The 14,688-nt window shown below is 65.2% G+C and carries 15 protein-coding genes; 8 read left to right on the top strand and 7 right to left on the bottom strand.

Annotation, left to right across the window (positions count from 1 at the left end; translation table 11 throughout):
* Nucleotides 1–29 precede the first annotated feature (29 nt).
* From G559_RS0105565 to G559_RS0105585, 5 genes are all read left to right on the top strand, one after another.
* On the top strand, nucleotides 30–947 hold the full coding sequence (locus G559_RS0105565; RefSeq protein ID WP_028627294.1) for an AAA family ATPase: 918 nt from the start codon (nucleotides 30–32) through the stop codon (nucleotides 945–947).
* Entirely contained in the window at nucleotides 947–1,894 is a 948-nt protein-coding gene (locus G559_RS0105570) for a DUF58 domain-containing protein (RefSeq protein WP_028627295.1), read from the top strand. The genes G559_RS0105565 and G559_RS0105570 overlap by 1 nt, the downstream gene beginning before the upstream one ends.
* The gene (locus G559_RS0105575) at nucleotides 1,891–3,879 is read left to right on the top strand and encodes a transglutaminase TgpA family protein (RefSeq protein WP_028627296.1); all 1,989 of its coding nucleotides are present in this window, start codon (nucleotides 1,891–1,893) and stop codon (nucleotides 3,877–3,879) included. Before G559_RS0105570 ends, G559_RS0105575 begins: the two co-directional genes overlap by 4 nt.
* A gap of 56 nt (nucleotides 3,880–3,935) precedes the next feature.
* Nucleotides 3,936–4,697, top strand: coding sequence for a CHAD domain-containing protein (locus tag G559_RS0105580; RefSeq protein ID WP_028627297.1), 762 nt, complete (start codon nucleotides 3,936–3,938; stop codon nucleotides 4,695–4,697).
* A 117-nt stretch (nucleotides 4,698–4,814) separates the two neighbouring features.
* A complete protein-coding gene (locus G559_RS0105585) occupies nucleotides 4,815–5,612 on the top strand; it encodes an acyl-CoA thioesterase (RefSeq protein ID WP_028627298.1) in 798 nt (265 codons plus the stop codon).
* Nucleotides 5,613–5,757: 145 nt separating this feature from the next.
* Here the strand turns inward: G559_RS0105585 and G559_RS0105590 are convergent, their stop codons facing one another.
* The 3 genes from G559_RS0105590 to G559_RS0105600 all read right to left on the bottom strand — a co-directional run bounded on the left by G559_RS0105590 (nucleotide 5,758) and on the right by G559_RS0105600 (nucleotide 8,604).
* A complete protein-coding gene (locus G559_RS0105590; protein ID WP_028627299.1) occupies nucleotides 5,758–6,114 on the bottom strand; it encodes an Mpo1-like protein in 357 nt (118 codons plus the stop codon).
* Between the two features lie 95 nt (nucleotides 6,115–6,209).
* Nucleotides 6,210–7,691, bottom strand: a complete 1,482-nt coding sequence (locus tag G559_RS0105595) for a methyl-accepting chemotaxis protein (protein WP_028627300.1) — start codon at nucleotides 7,689–7,691, stop codon at nucleotides 6,210–6,212.
* A gap of 106 nt (nucleotides 7,692–7,797) precedes the next feature.
* The gene (locus tag G559_RS0105600) at nucleotides 7,798–8,604 is read right to left on the bottom strand and encodes a TatD family hydrolase (protein ID WP_028627301.1); all 807 of its coding nucleotides are present in this window, start codon (nucleotides 8,602–8,604) and stop codon (nucleotides 7,798–7,800) included.
* A 234-nt stretch (nucleotides 8,605–8,838) separates the two neighbouring features.
* On the opposite strand from G559_RS0105600, the gene G559_RS0105605 reads away from it, so the two are divergent.
* Complete coding sequence (locus tag G559_RS0105605) at nucleotides 8,839–10,260, top strand: MltF family protein (RefSeq protein WP_028627302.1); 1,422 nt, start codon at nucleotides 8,839–8,841, stop codon at nucleotides 10,258–10,260.
* Nucleotides 10,261–10,361: 101 nt separating this feature from the next.
* On the top strand, nucleotides 10,362–10,796 hold the full coding sequence (locus G559_RS0105610) for a DoxX family protein (RefSeq protein ID WP_028627303.1): 435 nt from the start codon (nucleotides 10,362–10,364) through the stop codon (nucleotides 10,794–10,796).
* Between the two features lie 44 nt (nucleotides 10,797–10,840).
* Here G559_RS0105610 and G559_RS0105615 read toward each other — a convergent pair whose 3' ends face one another.
* The 3 genes from G559_RS0105615 to thpR all read right to left on the bottom strand — a co-directional run bounded on the left by G559_RS0105615 (nucleotide 10,841) and on the right by thpR (nucleotide 13,620).
* Nucleotides 10,841–11,878, bottom strand: coding sequence for a lipase secretion chaperone (locus tag G559_RS0105615; RefSeq protein ID WP_028627304.1), 1,038 nt, complete (start codon nucleotides 11,876–11,878; stop codon nucleotides 10,841–10,843).
* Nucleotides 11,879–11,933: 55 nt separating this feature from the next.
* Nucleotides 11,934–12,878, bottom strand: coding sequence for a triacylglycerol lipase (locus G559_RS0105620; protein ID WP_028627305.1), 945 nt, complete (start codon nucleotides 12,876–12,878; stop codon nucleotides 11,934–11,936).
* A gap of 211 nt (nucleotides 12,879–13,089) precedes the next feature.
* A complete protein-coding gene (thpR, locus tag G559_RS0105625) occupies nucleotides 13,090–13,620 on the bottom strand; it encodes an RNA 2',3'-cyclic phosphodiesterase (protein ID WP_028627306.1) in 531 nt (176 codons plus the stop codon).
* Nucleotides 13,621–13,817: 197 nt separating this feature from the next.
* Here thpR and G559_RS0105630 point away from each other — a divergent pair, with 197 nt between their 5' ends.
* Nucleotides 13,818–14,126, top strand: a complete 309-nt coding sequence (locus G559_RS0105630; protein ID WP_028627307.1) for a hypothetical protein — start codon at nucleotides 13,818–13,820, stop codon at nucleotides 14,124–14,126.
* Nucleotides 14,127–14,156: 30 nt separating this feature from the next.
* On the opposite strand, the gene greB is transcribed toward G559_RS0105630, so the two are convergent.
* Entirely contained in the window at nucleotides 14,157–14,654 is a 498-nt protein-coding gene (greB, locus tag G559_RS0105635; RefSeq protein WP_028627308.1) for a transcription elongation factor GreB, read from the bottom strand.
* Nucleotides 14,655–14,688 lie beyond the last annotated feature (34 nt).

The raw sequence follows: 14,688 nt of genomic DNA on the forward strand, positions 1-14,688 counted from the left end.
GCATCGTCGCATTACACAGGGAGCGATGAATGCGAACGAAACTGGACGCCTGTCTGCACGCGGTCAACCAGGTACTGCTGGGCAAGGAAGCGCAAGTGCGCCTGGCCCTGACCTGCCTCCTGGCCCGCGGGCACCTCTTGATCGAAGACCTGCCCGGCATGGGCAAGACCACCCTGGGCCATGCCCTGGCCAAGGTGCTGGGGCTGAGCTTTCAGCGCATCCAGTTCACGTCGGACCTTCTGCCCGGCGACATCCTGGGCACCTCGGTGTTCGACAAGGACAGCAGCCAGTTCGTCTTCCACCCCGGCCCGGTGTTCGCCGAGCTGGTGCTGGCCGACGAGATCAACCGGGCTACCCCAAAGAGCCAGAGCGCCTTGCTGGAAGCCATGGAAGAAGGGCAGGTGACCATCGAAGGCGCGACCCGCCCGCTGCCGGAGCCTTTTTTCGTCATTGCCACCCAGAACCCGGTGAGCCAGGGCGGCACTTTCGCCTTGCCGGAATCGCAACTGGATCGTTTCCTCATGCGCCTCTCCCTCGGCTATCCGGCCAGGGCCGCGGAAAAGGCCCTGCTGCAGGGCGAGGCGCGTCGCGCGCTGTTACCGCGTATGGAACCTGTCTTCACCCATGCCGAGCTGGGGTTGATCCAGGCGGAAGTACCCAAGGTGGTGGCTCGCGACGCGCTGGTGGACTACGTATTGCGCCTGGTGGACGCCACGCGCAGCCAGCCGCAGTTCGCCTGGGGGCTTTCTCCCCGTGCCAGCCTGGCGCTGCTGTCGGCGGCCCGTGCCTGGGCGCTGCTGGCGGGACGCGACTACGTGATTCCGGAAGATGTCCAGGCCGTGCTGCCCTCGGTGGTCGGCCACCGCCTGCGTGAGCGTGCCGATCCTTCAGGACATGGCGGCGGCGCATTGGTGCAGTGGCTGCTGCGCGAAGTGCCGGCGCTCTGATGCTGGAGTTCCAGGTCGCTCGCTGGCTGGCCCGGCGTATCCCGCCGGCCAGTCAGGTACGTCTCGATCAGCGGCGGATATTCATCCTGCCCACCCGCGCCGGCGCCGCCTTCGGGTTGGCCCTGGTGCCCATGTTGCTGGTGGCGATCAACTACCAGAACAGCCTGGCCTACGCGCTGACCTTCCTGCTGCTCTCCGTATTCCTCGTGGCCATCCTGCATACCTTCCGCAATCTGTCGGGGCTGAACCTCAAGGCCGCGGGCGGCGCGCCGGTGTTCCTCGGCGAGCAGGCGCATTTCCACGTCACCCTGGAAAGTGGCGGCCGCGAACACCAGGCCATTGCCCTCGGCTGGCTGCCTTTGCCCCTGCAGGTGCAGGACGTAGTGGCTGACGGCGCCTGTGGGGTGGAGCTGCACCTGCCGACCGAGCGCCGCGGTTGGCTGCGGCCCGGGCGCTTGCGCGTCGAAAGCCGCTATCCCCTCGGGCTGCTGGTGGCCTGGAGCTGGGTGGACCTGGATCAAGCATTATTGGTTTACCCACGCCCGCTGGAGGGTGATCTGCCGCTGATACCGGGACACGGCGACGAGGACGGCGACGATGGCCAGCATGTGCTCGGCGCCGGCGCGGATGACTACCAGGGGCTGCGTGCCTACCAGCCGGGCGACTCGCGCCGACGCCTGCACTGGAAGGCCTATTCGCGAGGGCAGGGTTTGTTCGTGAAGGACTTCGCCGCGTTGGCCGGGCGTGATCTCTGGCTTGACCTGGAGCCGCTGGACGGCGACCTGGAAAAGCGCCTGGGCCTGCTCTGCCATTGGGTGTTGCAGTTCTCCGCACGCGGCCAGCCCTTCGGCTTGCGCCTGGGGAGGCAGGAGCTGGCGCCGGATACCGGTGAGGCCCATCGAGAGGCCTGCCTGCGCGCCCTGGCGCTGTTCGGGGGGCAGCAATGAAGACCGGCCTGCCGATCACCCGCATCAGCCTCACCTGGCTGCTGGTCGCCCAGGTGCTGGTGATCCTGCCGCACTTGCCTTACCTGCCGCTGTGGATCATCGCCATGTGGCTGGGCTGCGCCGGTTGGCGCATCCAGATCTTCCGCATGCGTGCGCAGTACCCCAGTGGCGTGGTCAAGGCCGCGCTGATCCTGGCCATGGCCCTGGGCGTGTTCCTCTCACGGGGCACCCTGGTGGGGCTGGAGGCGGCCGTCGTGCTGCTGGTGGCGGTGTTCATCCTCAAATTGGTGGAGTTGCGCAGCCAGCGCGACGCCCTGGTGCTGATCCTGCTGGGCTTCTTCACCCAGGTCACTGCCTACCTGTTCAACGACGGCATGCTCGCCGCCCTCTACAGCCTCTTGCCCCTCTGTGCCTTGCTGGCCGCCCTGGTGGGGCTGCAGCAGAGCCGCTTCGCCGAGCGCCCGCTGGTGCCGCTGAAAGCCGCCGGCAGCCTGCTGCTGCAAGCGGTGCCACTGATGTTGCTGCTGTTCCTGTTTTTTCCGCGCCTGGGGCCGCTCTGGTCACTGCCGCTGCCGAACGACAAGGGTGTCACGGGGCTGTCGGATGCCATGAGTCCGGCCGACATCGCAGAACTCAGTCGCTCCGGCGATCTGGCCTTCCGCGCCAGTTTCGAAGGGCCGGTGCCGCCGATGAGTCAGCTCTACTGGCGCGCGCTGACGCTCGAGCGCTTCGATGGGCGTCGCTGGTCGCAGTCCCTGGGTGCCCAGCATGCGCCGGCTGCCGACTGGCGCAAGGAAGGTGAAGCGCTGCGCTACAGCATCGTCATGCAAGCCAGCGGCAGGCCCTGGCTGTTTGGTCTGGATGTCGCCGAGACGAGCGAGGAGGGCGTGCGCGCCACGGCCGACTTCCGTCTGGAACGACGTCGGCCGGTGGACCGTTCGCTGCTCTACCAGGTCACTTCCTGGCCTCAGGCGGTGCGCGAGCCCGAGGGTAATCCCGGAACACTGAGCCGGACCCTGCAGTTGCCGCCCGAAGGCGAGCCGCGCACGCGGGCCTGGGCGACTGAGCTCAAGCAACGGCACACCGATCCGCAGGCGCTGGTGGATGCGCTGCTGGCGCATTTTCACCGCGAACCCTATGTCTACACGCTCAAACCGCCGCCGCTGGGGGCGGACAATATCGATGGTTTCTTGTTCGATACCCGTCGGGGGTTCTGCGCCCACTACGCAGGCGCCATGACCTTTGTCTTGCGCGCCGCCGGCATTCCCGCGCGGGTGGTGGCCGGGTACCAGGGAGGCGAGCTCAATCCGGCCGGCAACTACGTGCTGGTGCATCAGTTCGATGCCCATGCCTGGGTGGAGTACTGGTTGCCGGGGCGTGGCTGGATCAGTGTCGACCCGACCTTCCAGGTGGCGCCGAACCGCATCGAGCAGGGCCTGGAAGAGGCCGTGGCGGGGGAGCAGAGCTTCCTCGAGGGTTCACCCCTGTCGCCCTTGCGCTATCGACAGTTGGCCTGGCTGAACCAGGCTCGGCTTGCCTGGGACAATCTCAATTACGGCTGGCAGCGCTGGGTGCTGGGTTATCAGGGCGAAGCCCAGGTCGAACTGGTGCGGCGCTGGTTCGGCAGCCTGGACAGCCGTGCCCTCGGCGTGGGCCTGGTGGGGGCCGGCGCGGTGCTGATGGCGGTACTGGCATTGTTTCTGTTCGCCCCCTGGCGGCGTGAACGCGACCCGCAATTGCGCCAGTTCCAGGTTTTCGAGCGGCTCCTGGCGCGTCATGGCGTGGTGCGCGGCAAGGGTGAAGGGCCGCGGGCCTTCGCTGAGCGAGCGGCTCGCGAGCTGCCGCGGCAGGCTGCGCTGATCCGTGCTTTCCTTGGGGCTTTCGAAGCGAGCCGCTATGGCAGTCGCCAGGGGCTCGACCCGGCCAGGCCCCTGCGTGCCCTACGTAAGGGATTGCCCTGGCGCCTGCGGGGCGTGCGCGGATGATCCATGCTCAATAGTGCCGCGCCCGTGTATGGGCCTGATACCTGGAGAGTCTGAACATGGCCAGTTCGCTGGACGACCTGATTGCTCAGGTGATTGGTCTTGAGATCCGTCTGAACGCCTGCGTCGAACGCCTGGCAGCCGGGACGGATGACGAGGCCCTGCATGACCTGCGAGTAGCGACCAGGCGCCTGCGCAGCTTGCTGCGTCCGTTTCGTGGGCTGCCCGCAGTGGATGTGCTGAGCCAGGCTGCGGCTGACGTGGCCACGCTGAGCGGCCCGCTGCGGGACCTGGAAGTCCTGATCGTCGAACTTCGCAGTCACGGCCTGGACCGACTGACGCAGGATCGCGAGCAAGCGCGGCGCACCGGCTATGCGCAGTTCCTCCTGGCGCCGGAACTGTCGCGCTTGTTTCAGGTGCTCGGCGCCTGGCCGCATCTGATGCGGGTGTGTGATCGCGAAGGGCTGCTGAAGGGGGGGCGCAAGGCCATCGAAAAGTTCCTTGCCAAGAGTCGGCGTCGGCTCGAAGACGGGCTGCGCGACCCCTCGCACGACCGGCATCGCCTGCGTCTGCTGATCAAGCGCCTGCGCTATGGGCTGGACGCTTACCCGGGAGTCGTCGAGCTGTCTCCCAAGACCCGGCGTCTGCTGGTGGGGGCGCAGTCCGCGCTGGGCAAGTGGCACGACCATGTCCAGTGGCTGGCCCGTGCGGAGCGGGAGCCGGACCTGCGACCGCGAATTCGCGCCTGGCAAGTGGCGCTGCATGCGGCGGAAGTTCGCTCGGACCGGGTGCTGGAGAAGCTCTTGCGGCGCCTCGCCTGAACCGACCTTGGCCGTTCTCCCCTTGGTGTTGGCGTGGCTGCCTTGCGGCGCGACTTTCGAGCGGGAGAGGCAATGCCCTAAGATCGCCGCTTGGGCGTTTCACTACAGGGATTTCTGATGAACTTTTCCGAATTGATCCAGGCGGCTCGCAGCATTCCGAGCGGCGTGGTAGTGCCTGCGACCTGGGGGCAGGGGCGGGCGGTCTTCGGTGGCGTGGTCGCCGCACTGGCCTTCGAAGCCATGCGGGCGAAGGTCGAGCCGGGCCGGCCGGTGCGTTCCCTGGCGACCACCTTTGTCGGTCCTCTGGAGCCCGAAGTACCGGCCAGTTTCGAGGCCGAGTTGTTGCGCGAGGGTAAAGCGGTGAGCCAGGTGTTCTGCCGCGTGGTGCAGAAGGGGCAGGTGGTAGCGCTGGTGCAAGGCAGTTTCGGTGGGTCGCGCCAGTCGGTGGTGCACATGGATGCTGAACCCGCTCCCGAGATGAAGCCGGCTGCCGACTGCTTCGAACTGCCCTTCATTCCGGGCGTTACCCCGGAGTTCACCCGTCATCTGGCCATGCGCTGGTCCATTGGCGGCATGCCATTCTCCAACAGTCGCGAGCGTGACATGGGGGGCTGGGTGCGTTTCCGTGGAGACGTGGCGCGTGAACCGATTGCCGAGGCCCACCTGCTGGCCCTGGTGGATGCCTGGCCGCCGGCTACCGTGCCGCACCTGCCGGAGCCCGCACCGGGCAGCACCCTGACCTGGACCATCGAATTCGTGCAGCCACTACCGAAGCTGGATACCCACGACTGGTGCAAGTACCGCGCGCGCATCGAGCATGCCCGCGATGGTTATGGCCACGCTGCGGCGGCCTTGTGGACGCCGGATGGCGAACTGGTGGCCATGAGTCGGCAGACAGTGGTGGTGTTCGGCTGAGCCCCAATCCATGGCACGAACGCCTTGGCTGGAACTGCCGTCATCCGGTATCCGTAGGATGGCGTTGAGCGAAGCGATACCCATCAGTGCTGATAGACGGGAATCGCAAACTCCACCGCTCCAGCGAACTACCGTGCGCCGGTTTTCAGCGCTTCTTGCGCCAGTTGCGCCACCACTGGCCACTGAGCAGGAAGCGCGGAAAGGTGACGAATTGCTCCACCAGCAGCCGGCCTATGGCGTCCTTGCGGTCGCTGAATGGCTCTGGTTGCACCCCTTCGAGCTTGTGCCCGCGCCCCTGCAGGGCCAGGGAGGCAATGATGCCTATGATCCCCAGCACGAATGGCCGGAAGCTGAAGCTGAACAAGCCATAGACCAGGGTGATCGCCGCGACGATGAACAACGGGACGGCAATCACATGCAGGATCAGGTTGGCGGGATGCTGGTGGTTGTCGGCGTAGGTCCGCCATTGCCATGCATGCAGATTGGGAAGTCGTTTGCCCATGACCGGCTCCTTGAGGGAATGTCGGCAGCATAGTCCGGCCCTTGCGAGCCGGCGAATGCCTTCTTCCTATGGAGCAGATAGGCCGCTGCGGGTCGTCAGGCGCGCAGTTTGAGCTGGCGTATGGCCTGGGATAGCTCGCTGGCCAGCCCCGCCAGTTCATTGCTGGTGGCGGCGGATTCCACAGTCTGGCTGACGGTGAGTTCGGTGACGTCGCGAATACCCACCACCGCGCGGGTCATTTCCTCGGCCACCTGGCTCTGTTGCTCGGCCGCCACGGCGATCTGTGTGTTGCTCTGGCGCATCTGCGCTACCGCGCCAGTGATGGCTGCCAGGGCGGCGCCGGCTTCATGGGCGGCCTGCACGCAATCATCGGCCTTTATCGAGCTTTCTCGCATGAACTCCACCGCGTCGCGCGTACCGGCTTGGAGCGTGCTGATCATGCTGGTGATCTCGTCAGTGGAGTCCTGTACGCGCTTGGCCAGGTTGCGAACCTCGTCCGCCACCACGGCGAAGCCACGGCCCATTTCCCCGGCGCGAGCAGCCTCGATGGCCGCATTCAGCGCCAGCAGGTTGGTCTGCTCAGCGATGCCGTGGATGACGTTGACCACGCCGCTGATCTTCTGGCTGTCCTCGGCCAGACGCTGGATGGTTTCGGCGGTCTGCTGTACGCCGGAAGAAAGCCCGGCGATGGAGTGCTCGACGCGTTCCACCACCAACTGCCCGGCACCGGCTAGCTGGTCGGCATTTTGCGACTGGTCGCGGGTGTCCGCCGCATGCTGGGCGATGTGGTGGACGGTGGCGGACATCTCGTTGATGGCGGTGGCCGCCTGGTCGGTCTCGCTCTGCTGGCCGAGCATCCCCTGACGGACCTCACCCATGCTGTTGGCCAGGCGTGCGGCCCCCTCGTCAAGGCGGGCAACGGCCTGGGCCACGGTGCTGACCACGCGTTCGTAGCCGGCCTGCATGGCATTGAAGGCGCTGGCCATCTGGCCCACCTCGTCACGGCTGTCGAGCGGCACGCGGGCAGAGAGGTCGCCGCTGCGCTCGACGTGGAGCATCACGTCCTTGAGGGTGTTCAGGTGGCTGAGCAGGAATCGGATCAGCAGCTGCGATGCCGCCAGCAAGGCAACCATCAGCAGGAACACGGAAATCGCATACTCGATGGCGCGGTCACCGAACAGCTGGATCAGGCTCGGGCTGCTGGCCAGCACTGCGACACGCTTGCCGTCGGGGCGCTCGAACACCTGGGCGCCGGTGGTGGGATCACTGCCGAGCAGGTTGTCGTGCTCCAGTGCCACCCAGCCATTGGCCTTGGCCAGGGCGTGGCCGCCGGGCAATTGCGGGGCGCTGCCAGCGTTGAATGTGATGATCCGGGGCGAAGCGGGAAGGGGCTGATCGGCGGGCCAGGACTTGAGCAGCTGCGCTTGGGTCGCGGCCGCGGCGCGGGCATCGTCGGCGCGGCCCTGCTGCTCCAGGAGGAGCGCGTGCAAGACCAGCAGCAGGGTGGTGAAGAAGGCGACCGCGTTGACGGCCCAGAACTTGTACTTCAGGGAAATATCGCGAATCCAGGTACCCATGATGTTCTTCTTGTGACTCGGACAGTATTGGCAAGGTGCCAGTATTTTCCGACAGAAATTTCCTACCGGAGTTGATCCGAGTCAACAGGAAACGGGGTCGCGTCGCTCAGTCGGTGGCCGGCAGCCCGAAGAAAGCGCGCGCGCATGCGGTGGTGTGAAGGGCGAGTTCTTCCTGGCTTTCGCCACGGTGCAGGGCGACCTCGCGCAGCACCTCGGTGAGGAAGGCCGGTTCGTTGTGGCCGTGCTTGGGCTTGGGTCGCAGGGAGCGAGGCAGCAGGTAAGGCGCGTCGCTTTCGAGCATCAGGCGGCCACGGGGAATGTCGCGCACCAGGGGGTGCAGGTGGGTGCCACGGCGTTCGTCGCAGATCCAGCCGGTAATGCCGATGTGCAGGTCGAGGTCGAGGTAGCCGTAGAGAGCGCGCTTCTCGCCGGTGAAACAATGCACGACGGCGGCGGTCAACCGGTCGCGGAACTCCCGCACGATGGCCAGCAGGCGTTCGTCGGCGTCGCGTTCGTGGAGGAACACCGGTTTGCCCAGTTCGACGGCCAGGGCCAATTGCTCTTCCAGGGCTTTTTCCTGCTGCGGGCGTGGTGAGAAATCGCGGTTGAAGTCCAGGCCGCATTCGCCTACTGCACGTACCCGCGCTTCACCCAGCAACGCGCGCAGTTGCCGTTGGCTATCGCTGTTCCAGTCACTCGCTTCATGGGGATGGACGCCGGCGGTGCTGAACAGGCGCAGGCCGCTTTCATCCAGTTGCTCGGCGGCCAGCAGGGCCTTCTCGCTGTCTTCGAGGCTGGTGCCGGTCAGCACCAACTGACAGACGCCGGCTGCCCGGGCGCGCTCCAGCAGGGCCCGGACGTCGCGGGCGAGGCTGGGGTGGGTCAGATTGACGCCGATGTCGATGAGTTGCATGGTGCTACCTCAGGTTGGAGCAGGGCAGCATAACAAAGCTCGAAATAATTCTAAAAAATCAATATTTACAGGAACTTGGCGGCATATGTTGAAGTCGATACCACGCTTTGACTGGCTTCGAGCGCGAAGCTGTGACACTCTCCGCGCCCCTCGCTCGCCAGCCAAGGATTCGCGGCGCAGCAGCTCTACACGTTCGGGCGCGCGCTGACACCCCGCCCAGTCCCTGGAGAATCGATGACGCGACCGCTGCTCTTCCTGCTCTGCTTGCTGGCGCTGCTGCCCTATCCGGCGAGCGCGCGCCTGGCAGGGCCGCCGGAAGTCTGGCAGCAGCCGGCAGAAGCTCGGGACCTGGCACAGATTCGTCGCACGGGTGTGCTCAAAGTGTTGGTGAACCAGAGTCGCAACAGCTCCGGTGAGGTCAAGGGCGAGCCGGTCGGCGTCGAGTACCACCGCATCCGTGCTTTCGAGCAGTTTCTCAACCGCAACGCCCGCGACGGGCGTGAAATCAAGCTGAAGATCTTGCCCAGGTCCAAGGACCAGTTGCTTGCTGCGCTACAGCGAGGCGAGGGCGATCTGGTGGCACCGGGAGAACTGATCAATCAGCGCGTTGGCGCTAATGTCAGCGCCAGTGCGCCACTACGCAAGGATGTGCCGCTGGTGCTGGTCAGCCGCCAGGGGCAGCGCCGTTATCAACGCCTGGAGCAGTTGTCCGGCCGTAGCATCGCGCTGCCCGTGGGCAGTGCCGCCGGCGAGGCGTTGCGCCAGGTGAACGAGAAGCTTGCCGGGCGTAAGCTGGCACCCATCGTTGTTGAATGGGTCGATCCGACCCTGGCGGTGGAGGACGTGCTGGAGATGGTCCAGGCCGGCATCTTTCCGCTGACGGCGGTGGAGCAGCCGATCGCCGAGCGCTGGGCCAAGGTGATGCCCAAGCTGCGCCTCGACAGGCACCTGGTGCTGGACCGGCAGGGAGACATGACCTGGTTCGTCCGCCGGGATGCTCCGACACTGCGAGCCAGCGTCAACCGATTCCTGGCCGGGTACCGGGCGCCGGATGACCAGGACGCGGCTTTCCAGCGCGTGTATCGGCGCTTGTACAGGGTGCATAACCCCCTGGCGCGCAACGAACGCCAACGCCTTGAACGGGTGCGCCCGGTGTTGCAGCGCTACGCGGACCAGCACGACTTCGATTGGCTCAGCCTGGCCGCGCTTGCCTATAAGGAGTCCAGCCTGAACCCCGCCGCCAAGGGCGCCAGCGGCGCCACCGGGCTGATGCAGATCACCCCCGGCGCGGCGCGCAGCGTCGGAGTGGGGAACATCCAGAAGCTCGATAACAACGTGCAGGCTTCGGCCAAGTATCTGGCCATGCTGCGTCGTAACTTCTTCGCCAGCGCCCAACTCGACGAGCGCGAGCGAATGGCCTTTGTCCTTGCTGCCTACAACCTTGGTCCGCAGCGGGTCCAGGCGATGCGTGCCGAGGCCAGGCGCCGTGGTCTGAACTCGAACCAATGGTTCTTCCAGGTGGAGCGCATCGCCGGTGAGCAAGCGGGTATGGGCGTCGTGAGCTACGTCAACAGCGTGAACAAGTACTACCTGGCGTACGACCGCGAGCGTTATCTACTGGAACCTTCGAAAAAGGCCGGTAAGACGCGTAAATAATCGAATTAATCGATTATTGCGCTGAGAAATTTGCGATTTTAATATCAAATAATTCTACTAAGCTTGTGTTCATCGACTCCCACAACACAAGGAACACCTCGATGAGCAACCCGATCAAACCCATCCTCGCTACTAACGCCGGTTATGGCATCACCTTGCTGCGGATCATTACCGGCCTGACCTTCATGGCTCATGGCGCACAGAAGCTCTTTGGCATGTTTGGCGGTCACGGCCTGGCGGGTACTGGGCAGTGGATGGAAAGCATCGGCTTGACTCCCGGCTACCTCATGGCCCTGATGGCGGGAAGTGCGGAGTTCTTCGGTGGCCTGGCCCTGGTGATTGGCTTGCTGGTGCGTCCGGCCGCAGCTGCACTGGTCGTTGCGATGGTGGTGGCGGTGTTCAGTGTGCACTGGGCCAGCGGCTTCTTCATCACCAACGGTGGCTACGAATACGCCATGATCCTCGCCCTGATCAGCGGCACCCTGCTGATCGAAGGTGCCGGCAAGATGTCCCTGGATCGCAACCTGGCCAACTGAACCAGGCAATGAAAGAGGCCCGCTTCGGCGGGCCTCTTTGCGTTTCAGGGCTGCCTTTTTTGTGCCGCTGCCAGTTCGGCCGCGGCACGGAGGCGCAAACGCTCCTGCGGATTGAATCCTTCTTCTTCCAGGCGGCTGATGGCCGCAGCCTTGTCGCTCGGACTGAGGCCCTCGCTGGCCTCTATACGCGTTTTTTCCTTCAGGTAGGCCTGCAATCGCTGCTGCCAGTGCAGGCGTTGCTGGTCCAGGGTTTCCAGCCTGGCCGTGGCCTCGGCGCCGACCAATTGCTGGCGCAGTTGGCGAACCTGCTCGGGGCTGCCGCCTGCGGCCTGAAGCGCACCCACCTGGGCCCGGAGTTCCGCCTGGAGTTGGCTGGCAGCCATGGCCTGCAGTGCCTCGGGCAGAGTGCTGCGCAACTGGTCGATGGCCGCAGCCTTGCCCGCAGGGTCCAGGGCGGTATCCCGCTGAATGGCCAGGCGCTGCAGCGTAAAGCCGTTGTAGGCTTCTTCGTTGGCGAAGAACGCCTGATGAGCATCGGCGCTGAATATCCTCGCCCGCAGCGCTTGTACCGCCGCTTCCCGCTGGCGCAGGGCCGTGAGGTCGGCGAGTAGCGGCAGGTCGCGCTCCAGTTGCACCAGTTGGCGCTTGTAATCGAGGTACTGGTCAAGCAATGCCAGTGCCTGTTCCTCGGCCGGTGCGTCCAGTTGCTCGGTGATATGGCCCCACAGGCGCTGGATGCTGCCGCTCAGGGGTTCTTCTCCCTGGGTGCTGAGGAAGTAATCGAAGATGCGCCGGATGTCCTCAGTGACGAGCAGGTTGCCTGCGGCATCGAGATGGAAGCGGCCATCCACGTCCGTTCCGGCCAGCGACGCAGGCATGGCTTGCTTGTTGGGCGGCGTCACAGGGGGATTGCCTGGAACGAGGACGGTGGTAGGTGCCACCGCCAGTGTGGTTGGCGTGGCGGCAGTTCTGAGTGGCGGGGCGCCGCCGGAGGCCGCCGGGGCCGGATTGCCGCCCCATTGCAGCAGGATGGCCAGGGCGCCGGCAAAGGCGATGGGAAGCAGCAGCAGGAATTTTTTCACTGGAGCTCTCGGCAGGCTGGGCAAGTGCGGGGCCGGAAGACCCCGCAGAAGGGGCTCAGAGCCCGTCGTTCTTCAGCCGGTTGGCCTGTTGACGATAGACGGTGACTGGATCGGTTTCGAACAGGCTGGTCAGTCCAAGCGTCTGGTTGACCTCGTCCAGGTGGTTCATTCGGTAGTTGTCGCGGATGACTTTGCCCAGGTGCGAGCTGCAGCGTCCCACGAGGCCGTCGTTGGCTTCGCCGTTGAAGGCCAGGGAACTGGCACCGAGCAGGGCATCGCTGACATCCAGCACGTTGGTCAACGGGCTGGTTCCACTCCAGGAGTAGTAGCGCACGCCATTGACCTGGTAGGCACCTTCTCCACAGGACGTGGTGGGCAGTCCCTGCGGGAATCGGGCGTTGAAGGCGGCGGCACCTTGGCTGTTGAGTGACGCCAGGGCGCCGAGGGCGTTCTGCTGGAGGTCGCTGCTGCTGCCGGAGAGGAAGTTGATCAGCGCACCCAGGCCGTTGACGATACCGGCCAGCAAGACTTCGCCGGCAGAGCCTGGCGGCACGTTGCGGATGAAGTCGGCGGTGGCCGAACCCTTGTGTGGCGCGCCAACGCTTGTGGCGGAGGCGACCAGGTCAGGGCGTACGGCGGCCACGTAGCGAATGGTCGGGCCTCCATGGCTGTGACCGATCAGGTTGACTTTGGGGCTGCCGCTGATCGCGACGATTTCTTCTACCTGCTCCAGAAGCTCTTCGCCGCGGGCTTCGGTGGTGTTCAGCTGACTGACTTCGGTGACGTAGACGCGGGCGCCGTCGCGGCGCAGTGCAGAGGGAACGCCGTACCAGTAGTCGACGCCGAGGATGCTGTCGAATCCGAGCATGCCGTGGGTGAGGACGATCGGGTAGCGGGTCTGGGTATAACCGCTGGAGCCGAACCAGAGGGCCTGGGTCTGTCCGGAGGCGGCGAGACCGGTGGCAAGGCATAGGGCGAGCAGGGTCTTGTTTTTCTTCATGTGCGCTCTCGACTGTTGTGCGTGGGAGGGCCGGACTGCATTCCGTGGCGCGGCCACGCCCATCCTGGGCGTGCACTTCAAGCAGGGCGAATGGCAGGAATCATGCCACCGGACGCGAGATGCGGATAAGTGCTCTGGATTGGGCTTTTTGCAGATGTTTACATCCGTTCACCCAATGATGTCGGCCAGTTTCCTGTTACGGGGCGAAACGTCAGGCTGGGGTCGGAGGCCGCAACGGCCATTGTCCGATGGCGTGATAGCGGGTGCCCCTGGCGCTGTTTTCCGAGGCATAGAGGGTGAATTCGGTGGCCGGCCAATCGAAGGTTGGGGTGGGTGCGGAGGGCAGTCTCGGGCAGTGGCGGGCCAGGGTCAGGTGGGGCTTGAACGGGCGTGTCTCCAGGTTGAAGCCTGCACTTAGCAATGTTTCACGCAGACTGTGCTCCAGGTCGGTCAGGGCGGGTGGAGTCCTGCTCGGTGCCAGGTACAGCAAGCCGTTCTTCCAGCGCGCCAGGCGATCCAGCTGCAGGGTGAACGCCGTGGGCGTCAGGCTTGCGGCCAATGCCTCCAGTGACGCCACCTGGCCTCGGGGTTGCGAGCCGAGGAAGGCGAGGGTCATGTGCAGGTTCTCGGGCGCCACGGACTTGCCATCGATGGGGTTCCGGGCGCGCCAATCGCTGATGTCGCGGACCAGTTGCGGGCAGCAGGGAATAGCGAAGAACAGGCGCAGCGGCGGGGTGCTCATGGGCGTCTCGCAGGGCGAAGTGGTCGCCTTGACAGTATTGCGCGGGCTTCTCTAGGATGTCGCCCCATGCGCCGATTTAGTCAGCTACTTGCGGGGCGCGGAAGTCTTCAGAGACTTCGAAATACCGCTAAAGCGCTGGTTCGGTGTCGCCTCTCACCGCTGCCCAGCGGGATCCAATGAGGCGGAGACATGACACCATGACCTGTCCCCAACCGCTGCTCCGACTAGCCCCGATCACCACTGGGCTGGTATTGCGCAATCCCCGCATACTGCTCGGCGGTTCCCATCAGCCGACACTCCTGCGTTATCTCGAAGGTTGGCCCCAGCGCTGGGGTCGCCCGCGCAACTTCCTCATCCAGTTCGTTCGCGAAGGCGAGTCGCTCGCGCGTTTCTCGTCCGACAGCTTTGACATGGCCGTGATCCAGGCGCCTTCGGCGGAGGCGCTGCCAGAAGCGCTCAGCCAACTGGTGCGGGTGGCGCGGCAGGGGCTGATTACTCGCCGTTGATTCGTCGCGTATCGCCCCAATCCCGTCGCTCTACGGATAATCGATCTCGACCACGTACCAGGTCTTTTCCCCCGTCGGGGCGTTGACCCGCACTTCGGCGTCCAGCGCCTTGCCCACCAAGGCGCGTGCCAAGGGGGAGTCGATGCTGATTTGGTTCTGCTTCAGGTCGAATTCGTCGGGCCCGACGATGCGGTAGCGGGCTTGCTCGCCATCGTCGTCTTCCAGGGTCACCCAGGCGCCGAAGTAGACCTTGCCGGGGTCGGCCGGACGTTCGCGCACCACCTTGAGGTTTTCCAGACGCTTGGTCAGGAAGCGCACGCGGCTGTCGATCTCTCGCAGCATCTTCTTGCCGTAGGTGTACTCGGCGTTCTCCGACCGGTCTCCCTGGGCAGCCGCTTCGCTCACGGCCTGGGTGACCTTGGGCCGGCGTACGTGCCACAGCTCATGGAGCTCAGCGCGCAGGCGGGCTTCGCCTTCCGGGGTGATCAAGGGCGTTCCGGCGGTGCGGGGTGGGCGATAACGGCTCATGGCGGTCCTGCAGGAATTCGGGAGGCAAAGCCTA

The organism is Metapseudomonas resinovorans DSM 21078 (assembly GCF_000423545.1).
Lineage (GTDB): Bacteria > Pseudomonadota > Gammaproteobacteria > Pseudomonadales > Pseudomonadaceae > Metapseudomonas > Metapseudomonas resinovorans.

What these genes read in the sequence shown, in the direction of transcription:
- G559_RS0105565 (WP_028627294.1), top strand. Translation starts at nt 30, where the DNA reads ATGCGAACGAAACTGGACGCCTGTCTGCACGCGGTCAACCAGGTACTG.
- G559_RS0105570 (WP_028627295.1), top strand. Translation starts at nt 947, where the DNA reads ATGCTGGAGTTCCAGGTCGCTCGCTGGCTGGCCCGGCGTATCCCGCCG.
- G559_RS0105575 (WP_028627296.1), top strand. Translation starts at nt 1,891, where the DNA reads ATGAAGACCGGCCTGCCGATCACCCGCATCAGCCTCACCTGGCTGCTG.
- G559_RS0105580 (WP_028627297.1), top strand. Translation starts at nt 3,936, where the DNA reads ATGGCCAGTTCGCTGGACGACCTGATTGCTCAGGTGATTGGTCTTGAG.
- G559_RS0105585 (WP_028627298.1), top strand. Translation starts at nt 4,815, where the DNA reads ATGAACTTTTCCGAATTGATCCAGGCGGCTCGCAGCATTCCGAGCGGC.
- G559_RS0105590 (WP_028627299.1), bottom strand. Translation starts at nt 6,114, where the DNA reads ATGGGCAAACGACTTCCCAATCTGCATGCATGGCAATGGCGGACCTAC.
- G559_RS0105595 (WP_028627300.1), bottom strand. Translation starts at nt 7,691, where the DNA reads ATGGGTACCTGGATTCGCGATATTTCCCTGAAGTACAAGTTCTGGGCC.
- G559_RS0105600 (WP_028627301.1), bottom strand. Translation starts at nt 8,604, where the DNA reads ATGCAACTCATCGACATCGGCGTCAATCTGACCCACCCCAGCCTCGCC.
- G559_RS0105605 (WP_028627302.1), top strand. Translation starts at nt 8,839, where the DNA reads ATGACGCGACCGCTGCTCTTCCTGCTCTGCTTGCTGGCGCTGCTGCCC.
- G559_RS0105610 (WP_028627303.1), top strand. Translation starts at nt 10,362, where the DNA reads ATGAGCAACCCGATCAAACCCATCCTCGCTACTAACGCCGGTTATGGC.
- G559_RS0105620 (WP_028627305.1), bottom strand. Translation starts at nt 12,878, where the DNA reads ATGAAGAAAAACAAGACCCTGCTCGCCCTATGCCTTGCCACCGGTCTC.
- thpR (WP_028627306.1), bottom strand. Translation starts at nt 13,620, where the DNA reads ATGAGCACCCCGCCGCTGCGCCTGTTCTTCGCTATTCCCTGCTGCCCG.
- G559_RS0105630 (WP_028627307.1), top strand. Translation starts at nt 13,818, where the DNA reads ATGACCTGTCCCCAACCGCTGCTCCGACTAGCCCCGATCACCACTGGG.
- greB (WP_028627308.1), bottom strand. Translation starts at nt 14,654, where the DNA reads ATGAGCCGTTATCGCCCACCCCGCACCGCCGGAACGCCCTTGATCACC.